The sequence below is a fragment of the Citrobacter sp. S46_ASV_140 genome (assembly GCF_018919545.1).
Lineage (GTDB): Bacteria > Pseudomonadota > Gammaproteobacteria > Enterobacterales > Enterobacteriaceae > Citrobacter > Citrobacter braakii.
Genome location: NZ_JAHLRC010000001.1, coordinates 55,326 through 69,399, shown reverse-complemented (window position 1 = coordinate 69,399; position 14,074 = coordinate 55,326). Strand labels below are relative to the sequence as shown.

At 51.9% G+C, this 14,074-nt stretch carries 13 protein-coding genes; 2 read left to right on the top strand and 11 right to left on the bottom strand.

Going from position 1 to position 14,074, the window contains the following annotated elements; translation table 11 throughout:
• Nucleotide 1: 1 nt before the first annotated feature.
• Genes cheY through tar form a run of 5 tightly spaced genes read right to left on the bottom strand, consistent with a single transcriptional unit; the run spans nt 2 to nt 5,648 of the window.
• A complete protein-coding gene (gene cheY, locus KQJ19_RS00415; RefSeq protein ID WP_016153434.1) occupies nt 2–391 on the bottom strand; it encodes a chemotaxis response regulator CheY in 390 nt (129 codons plus the stop codon).
• A gap of 18 nt (nt 392–409) precedes the next feature.
• Nucleotides 410–1,459: a chemotaxis response regulator protein-glutamate methylesterase gene (locus KQJ19_RS00410; protein WP_016153435.1), complete on the bottom strand. Its 1,050-nt coding sequence runs from the start codon at nt 1,457–1,459 to the stop codon at nt 410–412.
• Nucleotides 1,456–2,328, bottom strand: coding sequence for a protein-glutamate O-methyltransferase CheR (gene cheR / locus KQJ19_RS00405; RefSeq protein ID WP_016153436.1), 873 nt, complete (start codon nt 2,326–2,328; stop codon nt 1,456–1,458). The genes KQJ19_RS00410 and cheR overlap by 4 nt, the downstream gene beginning before the upstream one ends.
• 19 nt (nt 2,329–2,347) lie before the next feature.
• On the bottom strand, nt 2,348–3,949 hold the full coding sequence (gene tap / locus KQJ19_RS00400) for a methyl-accepting chemotaxis protein IV (protein ID WP_181221643.1): 1,602 nt from the start codon (nt 3,947–3,949) through the stop codon (nt 2,348–2,350).
• Between the two features lie 43 nt (nt 3,950–3,992).
• Complete coding sequence (gene tar / locus KQJ19_RS00395) at nt 3,993–5,648, bottom strand: methyl-accepting chemotaxis protein II (RefSeq protein ID WP_046275660.1); 1,656 nt, start codon at nt 5,646–5,648, stop codon at nt 3,993–3,995.
• A 406-nt stretch (nt 5,649–6,054) separates the two neighbouring features.
• Between tar and KQJ19_RS00390 the strand changes: the two genes are divergently transcribed.
• On the top strand, nt 6,055–7,314 hold the full coding sequence (locus KQJ19_RS00390; RefSeq protein ID WP_049283066.1) for a dicarboxylate/amino acid:cation symporter: 1,260 nt from the start codon (nt 6,055–6,057) through the stop codon (nt 7,312–7,314).
• A 75-nt stretch (nt 7,315–7,389) separates the two neighbouring features.
• Here the strand turns inward: KQJ19_RS00390 and cheW are convergent, their stop codons facing one another.
• The 6 genes from cheW to flhD all read right to left on the bottom strand — a co-directional run bounded on the left by cheW (nt 7,390) and on the right by flhD (nt 12,845).
• Nucleotides 7,390–7,893: a chemotaxis protein CheW gene (gene cheW, locus KQJ19_RS00385; protein ID WP_003034638.1), complete on the bottom strand. Its 504-nt coding sequence runs from the start codon at nt 7,891–7,893 to the stop codon at nt 7,390–7,392.
• 20 nt (nt 7,894–7,913) lie between these two features.
• A complete protein-coding gene (gene cheA, locus KQJ19_RS00380; RefSeq protein ID WP_153690267.1) occupies nt 7,914–9,980 on the bottom strand; it encodes a chemotaxis protein CheA in 2,067 nt (688 codons plus the stop codon).
• Nucleotides 9,981–9,984: 4 nt separating this feature from the next.
• Entirely contained in the window at nt 9,985–10,914 is a 930-nt protein-coding gene (motB, locus tag KQJ19_RS00375) for a flagellar motor protein MotB (RefSeq protein WP_016153441.1), read from the bottom strand.
• On the bottom strand, nt 10,911–11,798 hold the full coding sequence (gene motA / locus KQJ19_RS00370; RefSeq protein WP_016153442.1) for a flagellar motor stator protein MotA: 888 nt from the start codon (nt 11,796–11,798) through the stop codon (nt 10,911–10,913). Before motA ends, motB begins: the two co-directional genes overlap by 4 nt.
• Nucleotides 11,799–11,922: 124 nt before the next feature.
• A complete protein-coding gene (flhC, locus tag KQJ19_RS00365) occupies nt 11,923–12,507 on the bottom strand; it encodes a flagellar transcriptional regulator FlhC (protein ID WP_085951062.1) in 585 nt (194 codons plus the stop codon).
• Nucleotides 12,504–12,845 carry a flagellar transcriptional regulator FlhD gene (gene flhD / locus KQJ19_RS00360; RefSeq protein WP_016153444.1) on the bottom strand — a complete coding sequence of 114 codons (342 nt, stop codon included), beginning with the start codon at nt 12,843–12,845 and terminating at the stop codon, nt 12,504–12,506. Before flhD ends, flhC begins: the two co-directional genes overlap by 4 nt.
• A 792-nt stretch (nt 12,846–13,637) precedes the next feature.
• Here flhD and uspC point away from each other — a divergent pair.
• Entirely contained in the window at nt 13,638–14,066 is a 429-nt protein-coding gene (uspC, locus tag KQJ19_RS00355) for a universal stress protein UspC (RefSeq protein ID WP_016153445.1), read from the top strand.
• Nucleotides 14,067–14,074 lie beyond the last annotated feature (8 nt).

Below are 14,074 nucleotides of genomic sequence, written 5' to 3'. Positions count from 1 at the left end.
CTCACATGCCCAGTTTCTCAAAGATTTTATTGAGTTTCTCTTCTAGCGTCGCCGCCGTGAACGGTTTCACGACATAACCACTGGCGCCAGCCTGTGCCGCCGCAATGATATTCTCTTTCTTCGCTTCCGCCGTAACCATCAGCACCGGCAGGGCCGACATTCCGCCATCAGCGCGAATGGTTTTCAGCAGTTCCAGGCCATCCATGTTCGGCATATTCCAGTCGGAAATGACAAAACCAAATCCCCCAGCCTGCAGCTTATTCAGCGCGTCCACGCCGTCTTCGGCCTCTTCAACATTGTTGAAACCCAGTTCTTTGAGCAGGTTACGCACGATGCGACGCATGGTGGAAAAGTCATCCACAACCAAAAACTTAAGCTCTTTATCCGCCATAAAAAATAAACTCCTGATTCAAATACGTATTGCCTGTCCGGCACTGATTTTCGCCAGCATTTGCTGGCTTACCTGGCTAAGATCGACCACTTCGCTTACGCCACCCATATTGATGGCCTCGCGCGGCATGCCGAACACCACACAACTTGCTTCGTTTTGCGCAATGGTCCAGGCACCCGCCTGGTTCATCGCTAACATTCCGGCGGCGCCATCGTTGCCCATACCCGTCAGGATCACTCCCACAGCATTACGCCCCGCATGTTTTGCCACCGAATGGAACAGCACATCCACTGAAGGCCGATGCCGGTTAACCGGTGGACCATCATGAATTTTGATCTGGTAGTTCGCCCCGCTGCGCGCCAGTTCCATATGCTTGTCACCAGGGGCGATATACGCATGCCCTGGAAGCACGCGCTCCCCGTCCTCAGCCTCTTTCACGGTGATCTGACACAGTTTGTTCAGACGCTCGGCGAATGAGCGGGTAAATCCTGGCGGCATATGCTGGGTAATAAGAATACCGGGACTTGAAAGCGGCAATGGCTGGAGTACATGGCGAATTGCCTCTGTTCCTCCGGTTGAGGCGCCAATCGCTAGCAGTTTTTCAGAACTGAGTAACGGCCCCGCTTTCAAGGTCACCTGTGCCGTCATGGGTTTGTGGGCCGCCAGTTTTGCCCGCGACGCGGTGCGGATCTTCTCAGCGATCATTTCGCTGTAGGCCAACATCCCTTCACGGATCCCCAACTGTGGTTTGGTGACAAAATCAATCGCCCCCAACTCCAGCGCCCGCAGCGTGACCTCAGAACCTTTACCGGTCAGCGAAGAGACCATAACCACTGGCATCGGACGCAGTCGCATCAGCTTCTCAAGAAAGTCGAGGCCGTCCATGCGCGGCATTTCCACATCCAGCGTCAGGACGTCGGGATTGAATTTTTTGATTAAATCCCGGGCAACCAACGGATCCGGCGCCGTCGCCACCATTTCCATATCACTGTGGCTGTTAATAATTTCGGTCATGATTTGACGCATCAGTGCAGAATCATCAACCGATAAAACCCTGATTTTACTCATGCTTTATCCTTACCTGGCGCATGCGCATACACCGTCTGTCCACGCAAGCTAAACTCGCGCACGAGGTTGCTAAAGTTTTCTGAATGACCTGCAAACAGCAGCCCATCTGGTTTAAGAAGTGGAACAAAACGGTGCAAAATGTCCTGCTGCGTCGTTTTGTCGAAATAGATCATTACGTTACGGCAAAATATGGCATCGAAGGGGCCTGGCACGTTGTACTGCTTATCCAGTAAATTCACGCTGGAAAATTCAACATGTCCCGCCAGTTCCTGCCGAACGCGTACCAGTCCTTCATGCGGTCCGGTGCCGCGCATGAAATAACGCTGTAGCTGCTGCGGTGACAGCGTCTTTAGCTCATCAAGGCGGTAGATGCCGCTTCTGGCTTTTTCCAGAACTTCGGTATCAATGTCGCTGGCAAAAACACGCCAGCGGCCCGGAGCCATACCTAAGGTATCGGCGAGCGTAATCGCAATGCTGTACGGCTCTTCTCCGGTTGACGCCGCCGCGCTCCAGACACGGTATTCACCGCTGCGCCGACGAGCATGATCTGACAGCACTGGAAAATGATGCCCTTCGCGAAAAAACGCGGTCAGATTGGTAGTCAGGGAGTTAATAAAAGCCTGCCACTCAGCACTGTTCTGGTTAGCTTCCAGCATGCTGAGATAGCGACCAAAGTCATCCAGTCCCAGGGTTCGCAGACGGCGGACCAGGCGGTTATAAACCATGTCCCGCTTATGGTCGGCCAGTACGATCCCCGCACGCTGGTAGATTAATTGACATATCCGACGAAAATGCGCGTCAGACAGCGCGAGGCGCTGTGTCATCTGTAACAATAATGACGTTTGCCCAGGGGGCAGAGATGATGTCATAGCGCCTTCTCAATCACATTCAGGATACAACGGGCACAACCTGCGGCTGCGCCAATTCTTGTTTTGCTACGGTTTGCTCTTCAAGCTTAAAAAATGCGACACAGGCAGAAAGATTATCGGCCTGCATGGCAAGTTGTCCGGTGGCGGATGCGGCTTCTTCCACCAGCCCGGCGTTTTGCTGCGTCACAGAGTCCATCTGGCTGACGGCCTGCGCCACCTGCTCGATGCCCCTGCGCTGTTCATCAGACGCAGAGGCAATCTCGCCCATGATGTCGTTAACCCGGGTAACCGAGCTGACAATTTCCGTCATGGTACGCGCTGCCATATCAACTAACTGCGAGCCCTGATGCACTCGGGTGACAGACTCCTCAATGAGCCCCTTAATTTCTTTCGCCGCCTGTGCGCTACGGCTTGCCAGATTGCGCACTTCGCCCGCAACCACGGCAAAACCACGCCCCTGCTCACCCGCGCGAGCGGCCTCAACCGCAGCATTCAGCGCGAGGATATTGGTCTGAAAGGCAATGCTGTCAATCACGCCGATGATGTCGCCAATTTTCTGCGAGCTCGCGGAAATCTCATGCATGGTGCTGGCGACCCGGGACGTCTGTTCGCCGCCTTTATGCGCTGTATCTGCCGCACTTTTGGCAATTCCTGACGCCTGGCGCGCGTTATCCGCATTCTGTCCTACGGTGGCGGTCAGTTGTTCCATGCTGGCTGCCGTTTGCGCCAGCGCGGCCGCCTGCTGTTCAGTGCGCGAAGACAAATCGTTATTACCCATCGCGATTTCTGAAATACCGCTATGCATGGCTGAGCTGCCCTGGCGTACTTCGCTTACCGTTTCACGCAGTGCCTGCTGCATCTTCTTCAGACTGGCAAAAATGGCTGAGATCTCATTGCGCCCATAAACCGCTACCGGCCGGGCCAGATTACCCGCGGCAATGCTGTCGAAATGACTGCCCACGATAGCCAGCGGCTGGACAATCATCTTGCGCGACCAGTACAGCGCACCGCTGGTGAGCAGTGCCGCCAGTACCACCATGGTGGCGAAAATCACCCCCGACATATGGTAATTTCGCTGGCTCTGCTCTCCTGCCGTTTGCAACACGCGATCGATGTTGCTCTGCCACGCATTCACATTTGCATCAAAAGCATCCTGAGCAGCCTGCACCGGCGCGGTCAGAAAATCTGACAACTGATTGTTTTCAAGCCAGGTGGCCTGATGCGCGAGAGCGCTGTGCCACTGGCTGTAACTTTTCTCCGTTGCGCCAAACAGCGCCTTTCCTTGTGCCGTCGTATCCGATGTCGCCATAAAGCGTTTAAACATCAATTCAGACTGCGCCAGGCTATCACGTGCGAGGGTCATCAGCGTGTTGATATCCTCTGGCGGATAGCTCAGGGCGGTCAGCGTCCCTGCCTTATTAAGGGCCGTACTGGCCTGTAATAACACAGCGCGGGTTTGGGCCAGCGCAGCGCGTTGCTGATTACTTCGTTCGACCTGATTCAGGTTCTGAAAACCGTCCCGAAATGCCCAGAAGGACAAGCCATTACTGCCAATCTGCAAAACACCGCAGAGGATTAAAATCAAAAACAGCGTGGTCGAAATTCGAATACGATTAAACATCAACGCTCCCATTGGGCGGCACTGGCCGCGGTTTAACTATCAGTCAAAATGTTTCCCAGTTCGTATCTTGCTCATTGTTCTGGCGCGGATAGGATGCGGCCGCCGTTGCAGGTAATCGTGTATCGCGCGGCTTAGCCGACGCCGGACGTGACGCAAGGCGGAAAGTCGACACCGACTGCGTCAAGCGGCTGGCCTGTTCTTCAAGAGCAGCGGCAGCGGCAGCCGATTCCTGTACCAACGAGGCGTTCTGCTGCGTAACGCGATCCATCTCGGATACCGCGAGCGCCACCTGATCAATCCCCCGGCTTTGCTCGTCGGAGGCCGAGGCAATCTCGCCCATAATGTCGGTCACCCGCGTTACGGCATTTACGATGTCGTTCATCGTTTCGCCTGCGCTTTCTACCAATACGGACCCGGTATCCACTCGGGAAACCGAATCCTCAATCAACGCTTTGATCTCTTTCGCCGCCTGCGCACTGCGACTTGCCAGATTACGCACTTCGCCCGCAACCACAGCAAAGCCACGGCCTTGTTCACCGGCACGCGCCGCTTCAACCGCCGCGTTCAGTGCGAGAATGTTGGTCTGAAAAGCAATACCATCAATAACGCTGATGATGTCGGCGATTTTCTTCGAGCTATCGGCGATTTCGTGCATGGTGTTCACCACGCTATCAACCACTTTGCCGCCATGCTGTGCGGTATCGGAGGCGCTTTTCGCCAGTTGCGAGGCCTGACGCGCGTTGTCCGCATTTTGCTTCACGGTTGCGGTCAACTGTTCCATGCTGGCTGCGGTCTCTTCCAGCGCAGAGGCCTGCTGTTCAGTACGAGATGAAAGGTCGGTGTTCCCGCTGGCAATTTCGCTGGTCCCGGAATAAATCGCATCAGAACCTTCACGTACCAGGGTGACGGTTTCCGTCAGCGAGCGCTGCATATGATCAACCGTACTGGCCAGCTCGCCGATTTCATTACGACCGCTGACAGCCAGGGTCGCGGTCAGGTTACCGCTGGCGATTTCCCGAATATGGGCAATGACGCGAGACAGAGGATTAAGCAGGGTATGGCGGATGCCGTACCACACCACCACCAGAATCAGCACCAGCACTACGGCCAGCACGCCAAGCTGCCATTGGGCGAAGTGGTAATCCCGCGCACTTTTATCGAATGCCTGAGCGTAAAGCTTTTCGCTAACGCTGGCGTACTTGCCCAGCGCCTCACCGAGCGCGTTTTGCATTCCCTGAGTCGGTTGCGCGAAATAGGCGTCCATATTGCCGTTCTCCAGAAACTGAACCAGTTCTGTTAAGGCCGCATGGTACTGCTGATATTTCTCCTCAACGTTACCGCTGGCTTCGGCCATCTCGGGTAACGGTGTGATGTTTTTAAATTTTGCGTAATGTGTTTCGGCCTGCGCCAACGATGCTTTCGCATTCTTCAGCAGATCGTTTTTCGCGCTGCTTTGCTGGTTGGACGCGTCCATCATCATGCGTGCAGAAGAACGGCTTAAATTGATACGTGTTTGCAGCATCAGATCCCATGTTGAGGTGAGTTCACTTTGCTGCTGTCGAAGATCGTTAGAAATAACAAAACTTTGCTGATTCTGCTGCAATGAAGAAAACAACAGACCACCGGAAACAAGCTGTAGCAGTGCGAAAACCCCCAGCACCATCATCAGCATTGTGACAACGCGGATACGGTTAAACATAAGGCACCTTCCTGAAAACGAGTTATCAACGTTATCGGCAGTCGCTGAGATAACTTTACGTTTGCGAAAAGGAAATCCTGAAGGGACGTGAAGCCTCGCGGAAGGAGGGGAAGACGGGTGTACGGCAACCACAAATCATTCACATAAAAACGTCACAATTATCATGTGAATAACATTCAAATTTATCTGTGGACGCGGTCATATTGGATGAAATAGTCATTATTTCGTGACCAGGATCACAAATACATATCCTCTGCACCACAACAAAATGGATAAAAAATTAAAAAAAGTTGTATCAGCTGGCGCTTTAATTCAATTTATATGATGAATATTTAGTTACCAATTAATAAATATAAAAAATGAGTAACCGAACAATAAATGTTAAATCCTTACTGAGGGCTTTTTAGTGGCAAATGCAAACAAACTCACGTTGTTTATCGTGATCTTCATGCTGGCGGGGATCCTGTCAGGGGCGGTGATCCACTCTTATGCCGCCCCCAGCGTAGTGACCGCCTGGGCCGATAATATTACGCTTCTCACCGACATCTTTTTGCGCCTGATTAAAATGGTGATCGCACCTTTAGTATTCAGCACCCTGACCGTCGGTATTATGCGCCTGGGGGAAACGTCCACCATCGGGCGCGTAGGCGGCAAAGCGATGATCTGGTTTATCAGCTCTTCCATACTGTCTATTCTGGTCGGTCTGTTTGTGGTTTCTCTTGAGCAACCCGGCAGCGGGCTGAACCTGGCGATCCCGCTGGAAGCCACTGATACCGGCCTGGCCGTGAGCGGCATGAGCCTGAAAGGTTTTCTGACTCACACCATCCCAACCAGCATAGCCGAGGCGATGGCCAACAATGAGATCCTGCAAATTGTGGTGTTCTCGATGTTCTTCGGTATTGGTGGCGCATCCCTTGGTGAGAAGTTCAATGCCCCGCTGGTTGCCGCGCTGGATGTGGTCTCCCACATTATGCTTAAGGTGACTGGCTACGTGATGTACGTTGCGCCGCTGGCCATTTTCGCCGCCATTTCCTCCGTTATCTCCACCCAGGGTTTGGGGATCCTGCTTAACTATGCGTCGTTCATCGGCGGCTACTATGTGGCTATTTTGCTGACCTGCCTGGTTCTGCTGGCGGTCGGTTATGTCATGCTGAAAAAAGAGGTTTTTCGTCTGGTAAGCATGCTGAAAGATCCGGTTCTGGTCGCATTTACTACCAGCAGCTCGGAAGCCGCCTATCCAAAAACGCTGGAGCAATTAACCAAATTTGGTTGCTCGCCTAACATCGTGTCATTTGTATTGCCTATCGGTTATTCATTTAACCTGGTCGGCTCGATGGTTTACTGTTCATTTGCCTCGATGTTTATCGCGCAGGCCTATAACATTCACCTCTCCTTTGCAGAAATCACCGTCCTGATGCTGACGCTGATGCTGGCGTCAAAAGGGATTGCCGGCGTGCCGCGTTCTGCGCTGGTGGTGCTGGCAGCAACCATTCCGAGCTTTAATATTCCGGTTGCCGGGATTCTGTTACTGATGGGTATTGACCACTTCCTGGATATGGGACGTTCAGCAATCAACGTATTAGGTAACGGGATTGCAACGGCGATGCTGGCACAAGATGAAGGTTTACTGGAAGAAGAACCGGAGCTGGTTGAGCGGGAAGCGTAAGGGGAAATCTGCCGGATGTGCTACGCGTGTCCGGCCTACAACCGCAATCATTGTAGGCCGGATACGGTATAGCGGTTACGCGACGTGACTGGCGGCAATATCCAGCAGCGCCATTTCTTCGCTATTGAGCAGCTTCTCAATGTTAACTAGGATCAGCATCCGGTCACCCAGCGCCCCCAGTCCCGTCAGGTATTCCGTCGACAGCGTTACGGCAAATTCCGGTGCCGGACGGATTTGATCTGTTGTCAGCGACAGCACATCCGAGACGCCATCCACCACAATTCCGACCACCCGCTGACCCAGATTCAGCACAATCACCACGGTGTTTTCGTTGTAATCCACATCGCTCTGGCTAAACTTCACGCGCAGATCAACAATCGGCACAATCACACCGCGCAGATTGGTGACACCTTTGATAAACGCAGGCGTGTTAGCAATACGCGTCACCTGATCGTACCCACGGATTTCCTGCACTTTCAGGATATCGATACCGTACTCTTCATCCCCCAGCGTAAACACGAGGAATTCCTGACCTGACGGTTCGCCGGCCAGTTTAGTTACATTACTCATACCGGTCATATTATTCCCTTCTCACTCAATCAGGCGGCTGTGATCGCCACACGTTGTTCGCGGTTTAATCCCTGCAATGCAGAGACATCAACAATCAGCGCGACGCTGCCGTCGCCGAGGATCGTTGCTGCAGAAATACCTGGCACTTTGCGGTAGTTGCTTTCCAGGTTTTTGACGACCACCTGGTGTTGACCAATTAACTGATCAACCAGCAGCGCGTAGCGACGCCCTGCACTTTGCAAAATCACCACAATACCTTGAGTCGCTTCGGTTTTTGCGCCTTCAACCTCAAAGACTTTCCACAGCTCAACCAGCGGTAAATATTCGCCACGCACTTCCAGCACGCGCTCTCCTCCGGCCAGCGGATGGAGATCTTCTTCGCGCGGTTGCAGTGATTCCATAACGGCATTCAGCGGCAGAATAAAGACTTCGTCGGCCACGCGCACCGACATGCCGTCGAGGATCGCCAGCGTCAGCGGCAGCAGAATTCGGATAGTCGTCCCCTGTCCCTGTTTGGACTGGATCTCAACATGCCCCCCCATCTCCTGGATATTTCGCTTCACCACATCCATACCCACGCCGCGGCCAGAGACATCCGTCACCTGTTCAGCGGTCGAGAAGCCCGGGGCGAAGATCAGCATACCGACTTCGTCATCGCTCATGTTTTCGTGGATCGGCATCCCCTGGGAGATAGCTTTGGCGAGGATTCGTTCACGGTTCAGACCGGCGCCATCATCAGTGACTTCAATACAGATATTCCCGCCCTGGTGCTCCGCGGAAAGCGTCAGATTCCCGATTGGGCTTTTCCCGGCTTCAAGGCGTTTTTCCGGCAGTTCAATACCGTGATCGAGGCTGTTACGCACCAGGTGCGTCAACGGATCGATGATGCGTTCAATCAGGCTCTTGTCGAGTTCGGTTGAGCTTCCCACCTGTGTCAGTTCGACCTGTTTACCCAGCTTACCGGCCAGGTCACGCACCAGACGCGGAAAACGACTGAACACATACTCCATGGGCATCATACGAATCGACATCACCGACTCTTGCAAGTCGCGGGCGTTACGTTGTAACTGACCCATACTGGTGATGAGATCGCCATGATTGACGGGATCCAGTTCGTTAGAACGTTGTGCCAGCATAGACTGGGTGATGACCAACTCACCGACCAGGTTAATGAGCTGATCGACCTTCTCAACCGCTACGCGGATGCTGGTTGACTCGCTGGCGCGGGCGGGTTTGTCGCGTTCCGCACGTCCGTTTGGCGCTTCGCTGGCGGCGGCTTTCGCCGCTGGCGCAACGGCAACCGGCTGCGGCTTCGCGACAACGGCTACCGTTTCTGCTTCTGCTTCAGCTTCAGCTTCAGTTTCAGTTTCAACGGCTACGGGCGCTGCGCTGACGGTTTCGAATTCAATCTGATCAGCTTCAATCACAAAGCACAGTACCGCGATGATGTCATCTTCTGCGAGGTTGCCATCAAGCGTTGCTGACAACGTGTCGCTCCCTTTCACCACATCGGTTAAGGTCGCCAGGTTCCCCAGCTCCTCTTCCAGTAAATCCACTTCATTGGCTTTCAGGCGCGTGAGAATAATGCGTTTCTTGCTCTCTTCGCTTGCGGACTCAGGCTGTGCAACCGCCTCTTCCTGCATTGCAGCGCTGTCAACAACGCTCAGTTTTGCGGTGTTGACGACTGCCGGTGCGGTTTCACCTTTCGCTTCGAGCGCTAACTGTCGTAACGCATTACAAATGTACTCAAAGCTGGCGGCATCCGGCTCCTCTGAGTTTTTATAGGCGTCGAGCTGTTCCTGCATAATATCTTTCGTTTCCAAAAACAGGTTGATAATGTCGGCATTGAGCTGCATCTCGCCACGCCGCGCTTCATCCAGCAGGTTTTCCATCAGATGGGTCGTTTCCTGCAAAATGGTAAAGCCGAAGGTGCCCGCCCCGCCTTTTATCGAGTGCGCAGCACGAAAAATTGCATTCAGCTGTTCGGAATCCGGGGCTTCAGGAACCAAATCAAGCAGGTGTTGCTCCATGTCAGCCAACAGTTCGTCAGCTTCATCAAAAAATGTTTGATAAAAATCGCTTATATCCATGCTCACGCTATCACCTCGGATTGGCTGGTGGCGATGTGGGAACGCTTGCCGGCGGGAGTTCCGCTGGCTGTTGTAAGACACTTACCGGCTCATTCTGGCTTTCAGCGTTTTCATGCAAAATGGCCTCTTCCGCCTGCTTATTGAGAACCAGCAGGCTAATACGGCGGTTGATAGCGTCTTCAGGACCGCGATCGCTCAGACGCATCGTGGCGGCCATACCTACCACACGTAATACTTTTCCATCATCCAGACCGCCGCTAACCAGTTCGCGACGCGACGCGTTAGCGCGATCGGCGGACAACTCCCAGTTGCTATACCCTTTTTCACCATTGGCGTAAGGGTAATCATCCGTATGGCCGGAAAGGCTGATTCGATTAGGAATGCCGTTAAGCACTGGCGCTATGGCTCGCAGGATATCGCGCATATACGGTTCCACCTCAGCGCTACCGGTTTTAAACATCGGGCGATTCTGACTGTCGATAATCTGTATCCGCAGCCCTTCCTGAACTAAATCAATTTTCAAATGCGGGCGCAGCGCACGCAGTTTGGGGTCAGATTCAATCAACTGATCGAGATCGCCGCGAAGTTTGCTCAAGCGGCTTTGTTCCATGCGTTTTCTCAGATCATCGATATTCGGCTGCTTGTTCACCTCTCCCTGCTGCTGGGTGTAATCATCCCCGCCGCCAGGAATTGGACTTTGGCTATTCGAAATACGATTTCCCCCGGTTACCGCAGTAGCCAGCGGCGTACGGAAATATTCGGCAATCTGGATCAATTCTTTAGGGCTAGAGATGGAAATGAGCCACATCACCAGAAAGAAGGCCATCATCGCGGTCATAAAATCGGCGTAGGCGATTTTCCACGAACCATGCGCCCCACCACCGTGACCTTTATGCTTGCGTCGCTTTACAACGATAATGGGATGGGCCTGATTTTTCATGCGTCCTCGGTCGTCTGCTGCGCAGTTGGATTTCTCACCGCACGAACATGCTCTTCCAGTTCGATAAACGATGGACGTTCGCTGGAATACAGAGTCTTACGACCAAATTCGACGGCAATTGGCGGCGCGTAACCATTCAGATTGGAGAGCAGAGTTATCTTCACACACTGCATCATTTTGGTGGTTTCAGCGCTTTTCTGGCGCAGAACGCTGGCAAGCGGAGAAATAAATCCATAGGCCAGTAAAATACCGAGGAATGTCCCTACCATGGCATGTGCAATCAGCGAACCCAGTTCAGCCGCCGGACGATCGGCAGAAGCCAGCGCATGGACAACCCCCATGACCGCCGCCACGATCCCGAACGCCGGTAATGAATCCCCCACCATCGCCAGACTGTTGGCCGGGACTTCGGCCTCACTTTCGTGCGTCTCAATCTCTTCATCCATCAGCGCTTCAATTTCAAACGTGTTCATGTTGCCGCTGATGATCAGTCGCAGATAATCGACAATGAAATCAAGCATCACGGCATCAGCAAGAATGCGCGGATAGCTGGCGAAAATTTCACTCTCTTTGGGGTTTTCGATATCGCGTTCAAGCGAGAACATGCCCTGTTGACGTGACTTGGCCATCAGGCGATACAACAGCGCCAGCAGATCCATATACATCGCTTTGGTGTATTTTGAACGACGAAAAAGCATCGGGATGGCTTTCATCGTCCCCTTAATGGCTTTCCCGTTATTGCCGACGATGAATGCCCCAATACCCGCGCCACCGATAATCACCAGCTCAGCCGGTTGATAGAGTGCCCCAAGGTGTCCGCCGGTCATCATGTAACCGCCGAAAACTGTACCAATAACAACCAGGTAACCTAATAAGATAAGCACGACATCATCCTTTCGCAATTGACTATGACAGGATGCGCAGTCGGGCAGTTAACTCGAGGTCAGGACAAAAAAAAGCAGCGGTAATCGCTTACCGCTGCTGGAGTGTTTGTCCACACCGTATCAGTTAAACAGCCTGTTCGATCTGTTCATCCAGCAGTTGTGGAATAATATCGGCAGCATTCTGGGAAAGTTTACGTCTTTTTACGGCGCGTGATGGCGGTTGGCATAAACTGCAGGCAAAGCTGCCTGCGGGTTGGTGAGCGTGGGTAATAAAATTCCCACCGCAGCAATTGCATCGGGACAACTCCAGCAATCCGCTGTCGACAAAACGCACCAACGTCCATGCGCGAGTTAACGCCAGCAGTGGCCCTTCTTCTGGCTGCGGGCACTGCTCAAGATATAAACGATACGCTTTGATCACGGCATCCACGCCGCTGCACAAACCAGTTTTGAGCAGGAATTGCCATGCGTTGCAAAACATCGAAGCATGAATGTTTTGTTCCCACGTCATAAACCAGTCGGTGGAGAAAGGCAGCATCCCTTTTGGCGGAGGGCTGCCGCGTAATTCTTTATACAGCTTGATAAGTCGGCCACGGCTTAATTGCGTTTCGCTTTCCAGCATTTGCAAACGGGCGCCCAATGTGATTAATTCCATTGCTAGCTGGATATCACGCGCTTCCTGAACAATGCTTTTTTCGCTCATCATCAAGCCCTTTTCTTGCGCGCTGCTTCATCGATGTCGCTTAACAGTCGCGTTGAAAGCATGATACCGGTATGAATTTGCTGAAGATCGTCAACGCGGGAGTCTTGCGTCAGGCGAGTAACGGTCTGGTGATCGTCGAAACGGAAATGACAGACCAGTTGGTTTGTTTCAGCCAGTTTGACCATTTGTGGAAGTGTTAATGTTGCCAACGTGTCCGCCATTTCTTCGCTGATACCAAGGCGAAACATCGCAGATGCTTTGTCCTGAACGATCAAACGCTGTGCAAGCAATAAATATGACAAATTGATGTCATAGATGTGTTTCAGCAACTCGGATGTATGCATTATTTGCATCCATAATAACCAACATTGTTTTCATGCGGTGAAACCGCACCCCGTGATGTCGCCGGGAAGGCCCGGTAAAAAAAAGCAAAAGGTCAAATACATAGCAGCGTGACGGCACTTACGCGTTGTCTAAACATTCCCTTTTCAGAAAGCCGCGCCCCTTACAAGCTCACATCAATTCTTACAAATGTCTAAGATTTTTCCTAATTCGACGCAACTCTACCCGCCGCCCGTTACACATACAACGTAGCTATGCTGCGAATTTGAAGAATATGTGACATAGATCACATAAACCAGCTAAACACTTAACATAAATCCATCAGCACAGCTTTTACTTTGCTTATTTTTTAACCTCAAATTCGCCATTTCAATTCCTGACATACGAATATTCTTGCAATAAAAGCGAATAGTATTTTGTTCACAAACGTTAATATCACGTTATGAAATAGCGAGCTTGATCACATATTTAATGTAAAACACCATTTCAATTAAATCCTTTATAAACAACGACTTAAATATTAAGGGTGATTAATTAATACCGGGTAGTGATAACCCATTAAATGTTAACTTTTGTTAATTTTTAATTAACACATTGTTTTCATTAGCGGTGAGTTTTACTTAAGTAAGCTGAACGTATTTACAAGTTATATGACGCAATTATTCTATTTATAAGAATAATTAATGAATAAGCATGATGACATTCACACTATCCGGGAAGGAAACGTTGCAGTATGGAGTAAGCCGAGCAATGCTGAGAAACCCTCTCATAATTCTTGAAAAAAGGAGCGAGTTATGAGCTATACACACATTCTTGTGGCCGTTGCCGCCACCCCTGAAAGCCAGCAGTTGTTAGCCAAGGCGGTTTCAATCGCTCGCCCTGTCAACGCTCGTATTAGCCTGATAACCCTGGTCTCAGACCCTGAACTGTATAATCAGTTTGCAGCACCTATGCTGGAGGACCTGCGCGAAGTGATGCAAGAGGAGACTCAGGATTTTATCGACAAGCTCAGCAAAGAAGCACAGTACCCCATTGAGCATACCTTTATTACCTATGGGGCACTGAATGAACATATTCTGGATGTATGCCGTAAACACGCGGTCGATCTGGTCATTTATGGCAACCATAACCACAGCTTCTTTTCGCGCGCGTCCTGCTCAGCAAAAAGCGTGATCGGTGCCAGCCACGTGGATGTTCTGCTGGTTCCACTGGCTGGAGATTGACCTGCGTT

What these genes read in the sequence shown, in the direction of transcription:
- cheR (WP_016153436.1), bottom strand. Translation starts at nt 2,328, where the DNA reads ATGACATCATCTCTGCCCCCTGGGCAAACGTCATTATTGTTACAGATG.
- uspC (WP_016153445.1), top strand. Translation starts at nt 13,638, where the DNA reads ATGAGCTATACACACATTCTTGTGGCCGTTGCCGCCACCCCTGAAAGC.
- tap (WP_181221643.1), bottom strand. Translation starts at nt 3,949, where the DNA reads ATGTTTAATCGTATTCGAATTTCGACCACGCTGTTTTTGATTTTAATC.
- cheW (WP_003034638.1), bottom strand. Translation starts at nt 7,893, where the DNA reads ATGACCGGTATGAGTAATGTAACTAAACTGGCCGGCGAACCGTCAGGT.
- motB (WP_016153441.1), bottom strand. Translation starts at nt 10,914, where the DNA reads ATGAAAAATCAGGCCCATCCCATTATCGTTGTAAAGCGACGCAAGCAT.
- flhD (WP_016153444.1), bottom strand. Translation starts at nt 12,845, where the DNA reads ATGCATACATCCGAGTTGCTGAAACACATCTATGACATCAATTTGTCA.
- cheY (WP_016153434.1), bottom strand. Translation starts at nt 391, where the DNA reads ATGGCGGATAAAGAGCTTAAGTTTTTGGTTGTGGATGACTTTTCCACC.
- KQJ19_RS00410 (WP_016153435.1), bottom strand. Translation starts at nt 1,459, where the DNA reads ATGAGTAAAATCAGGGTTTTATCGGTTGATGATTCTGCACTGATGCGT.
- tar (WP_046275660.1), bottom strand. Translation starts at nt 5,648, where the DNA reads ATGTTTAACCGTATCCGCGTTGTCACAATGCTGATGATGGTGCTGGGG.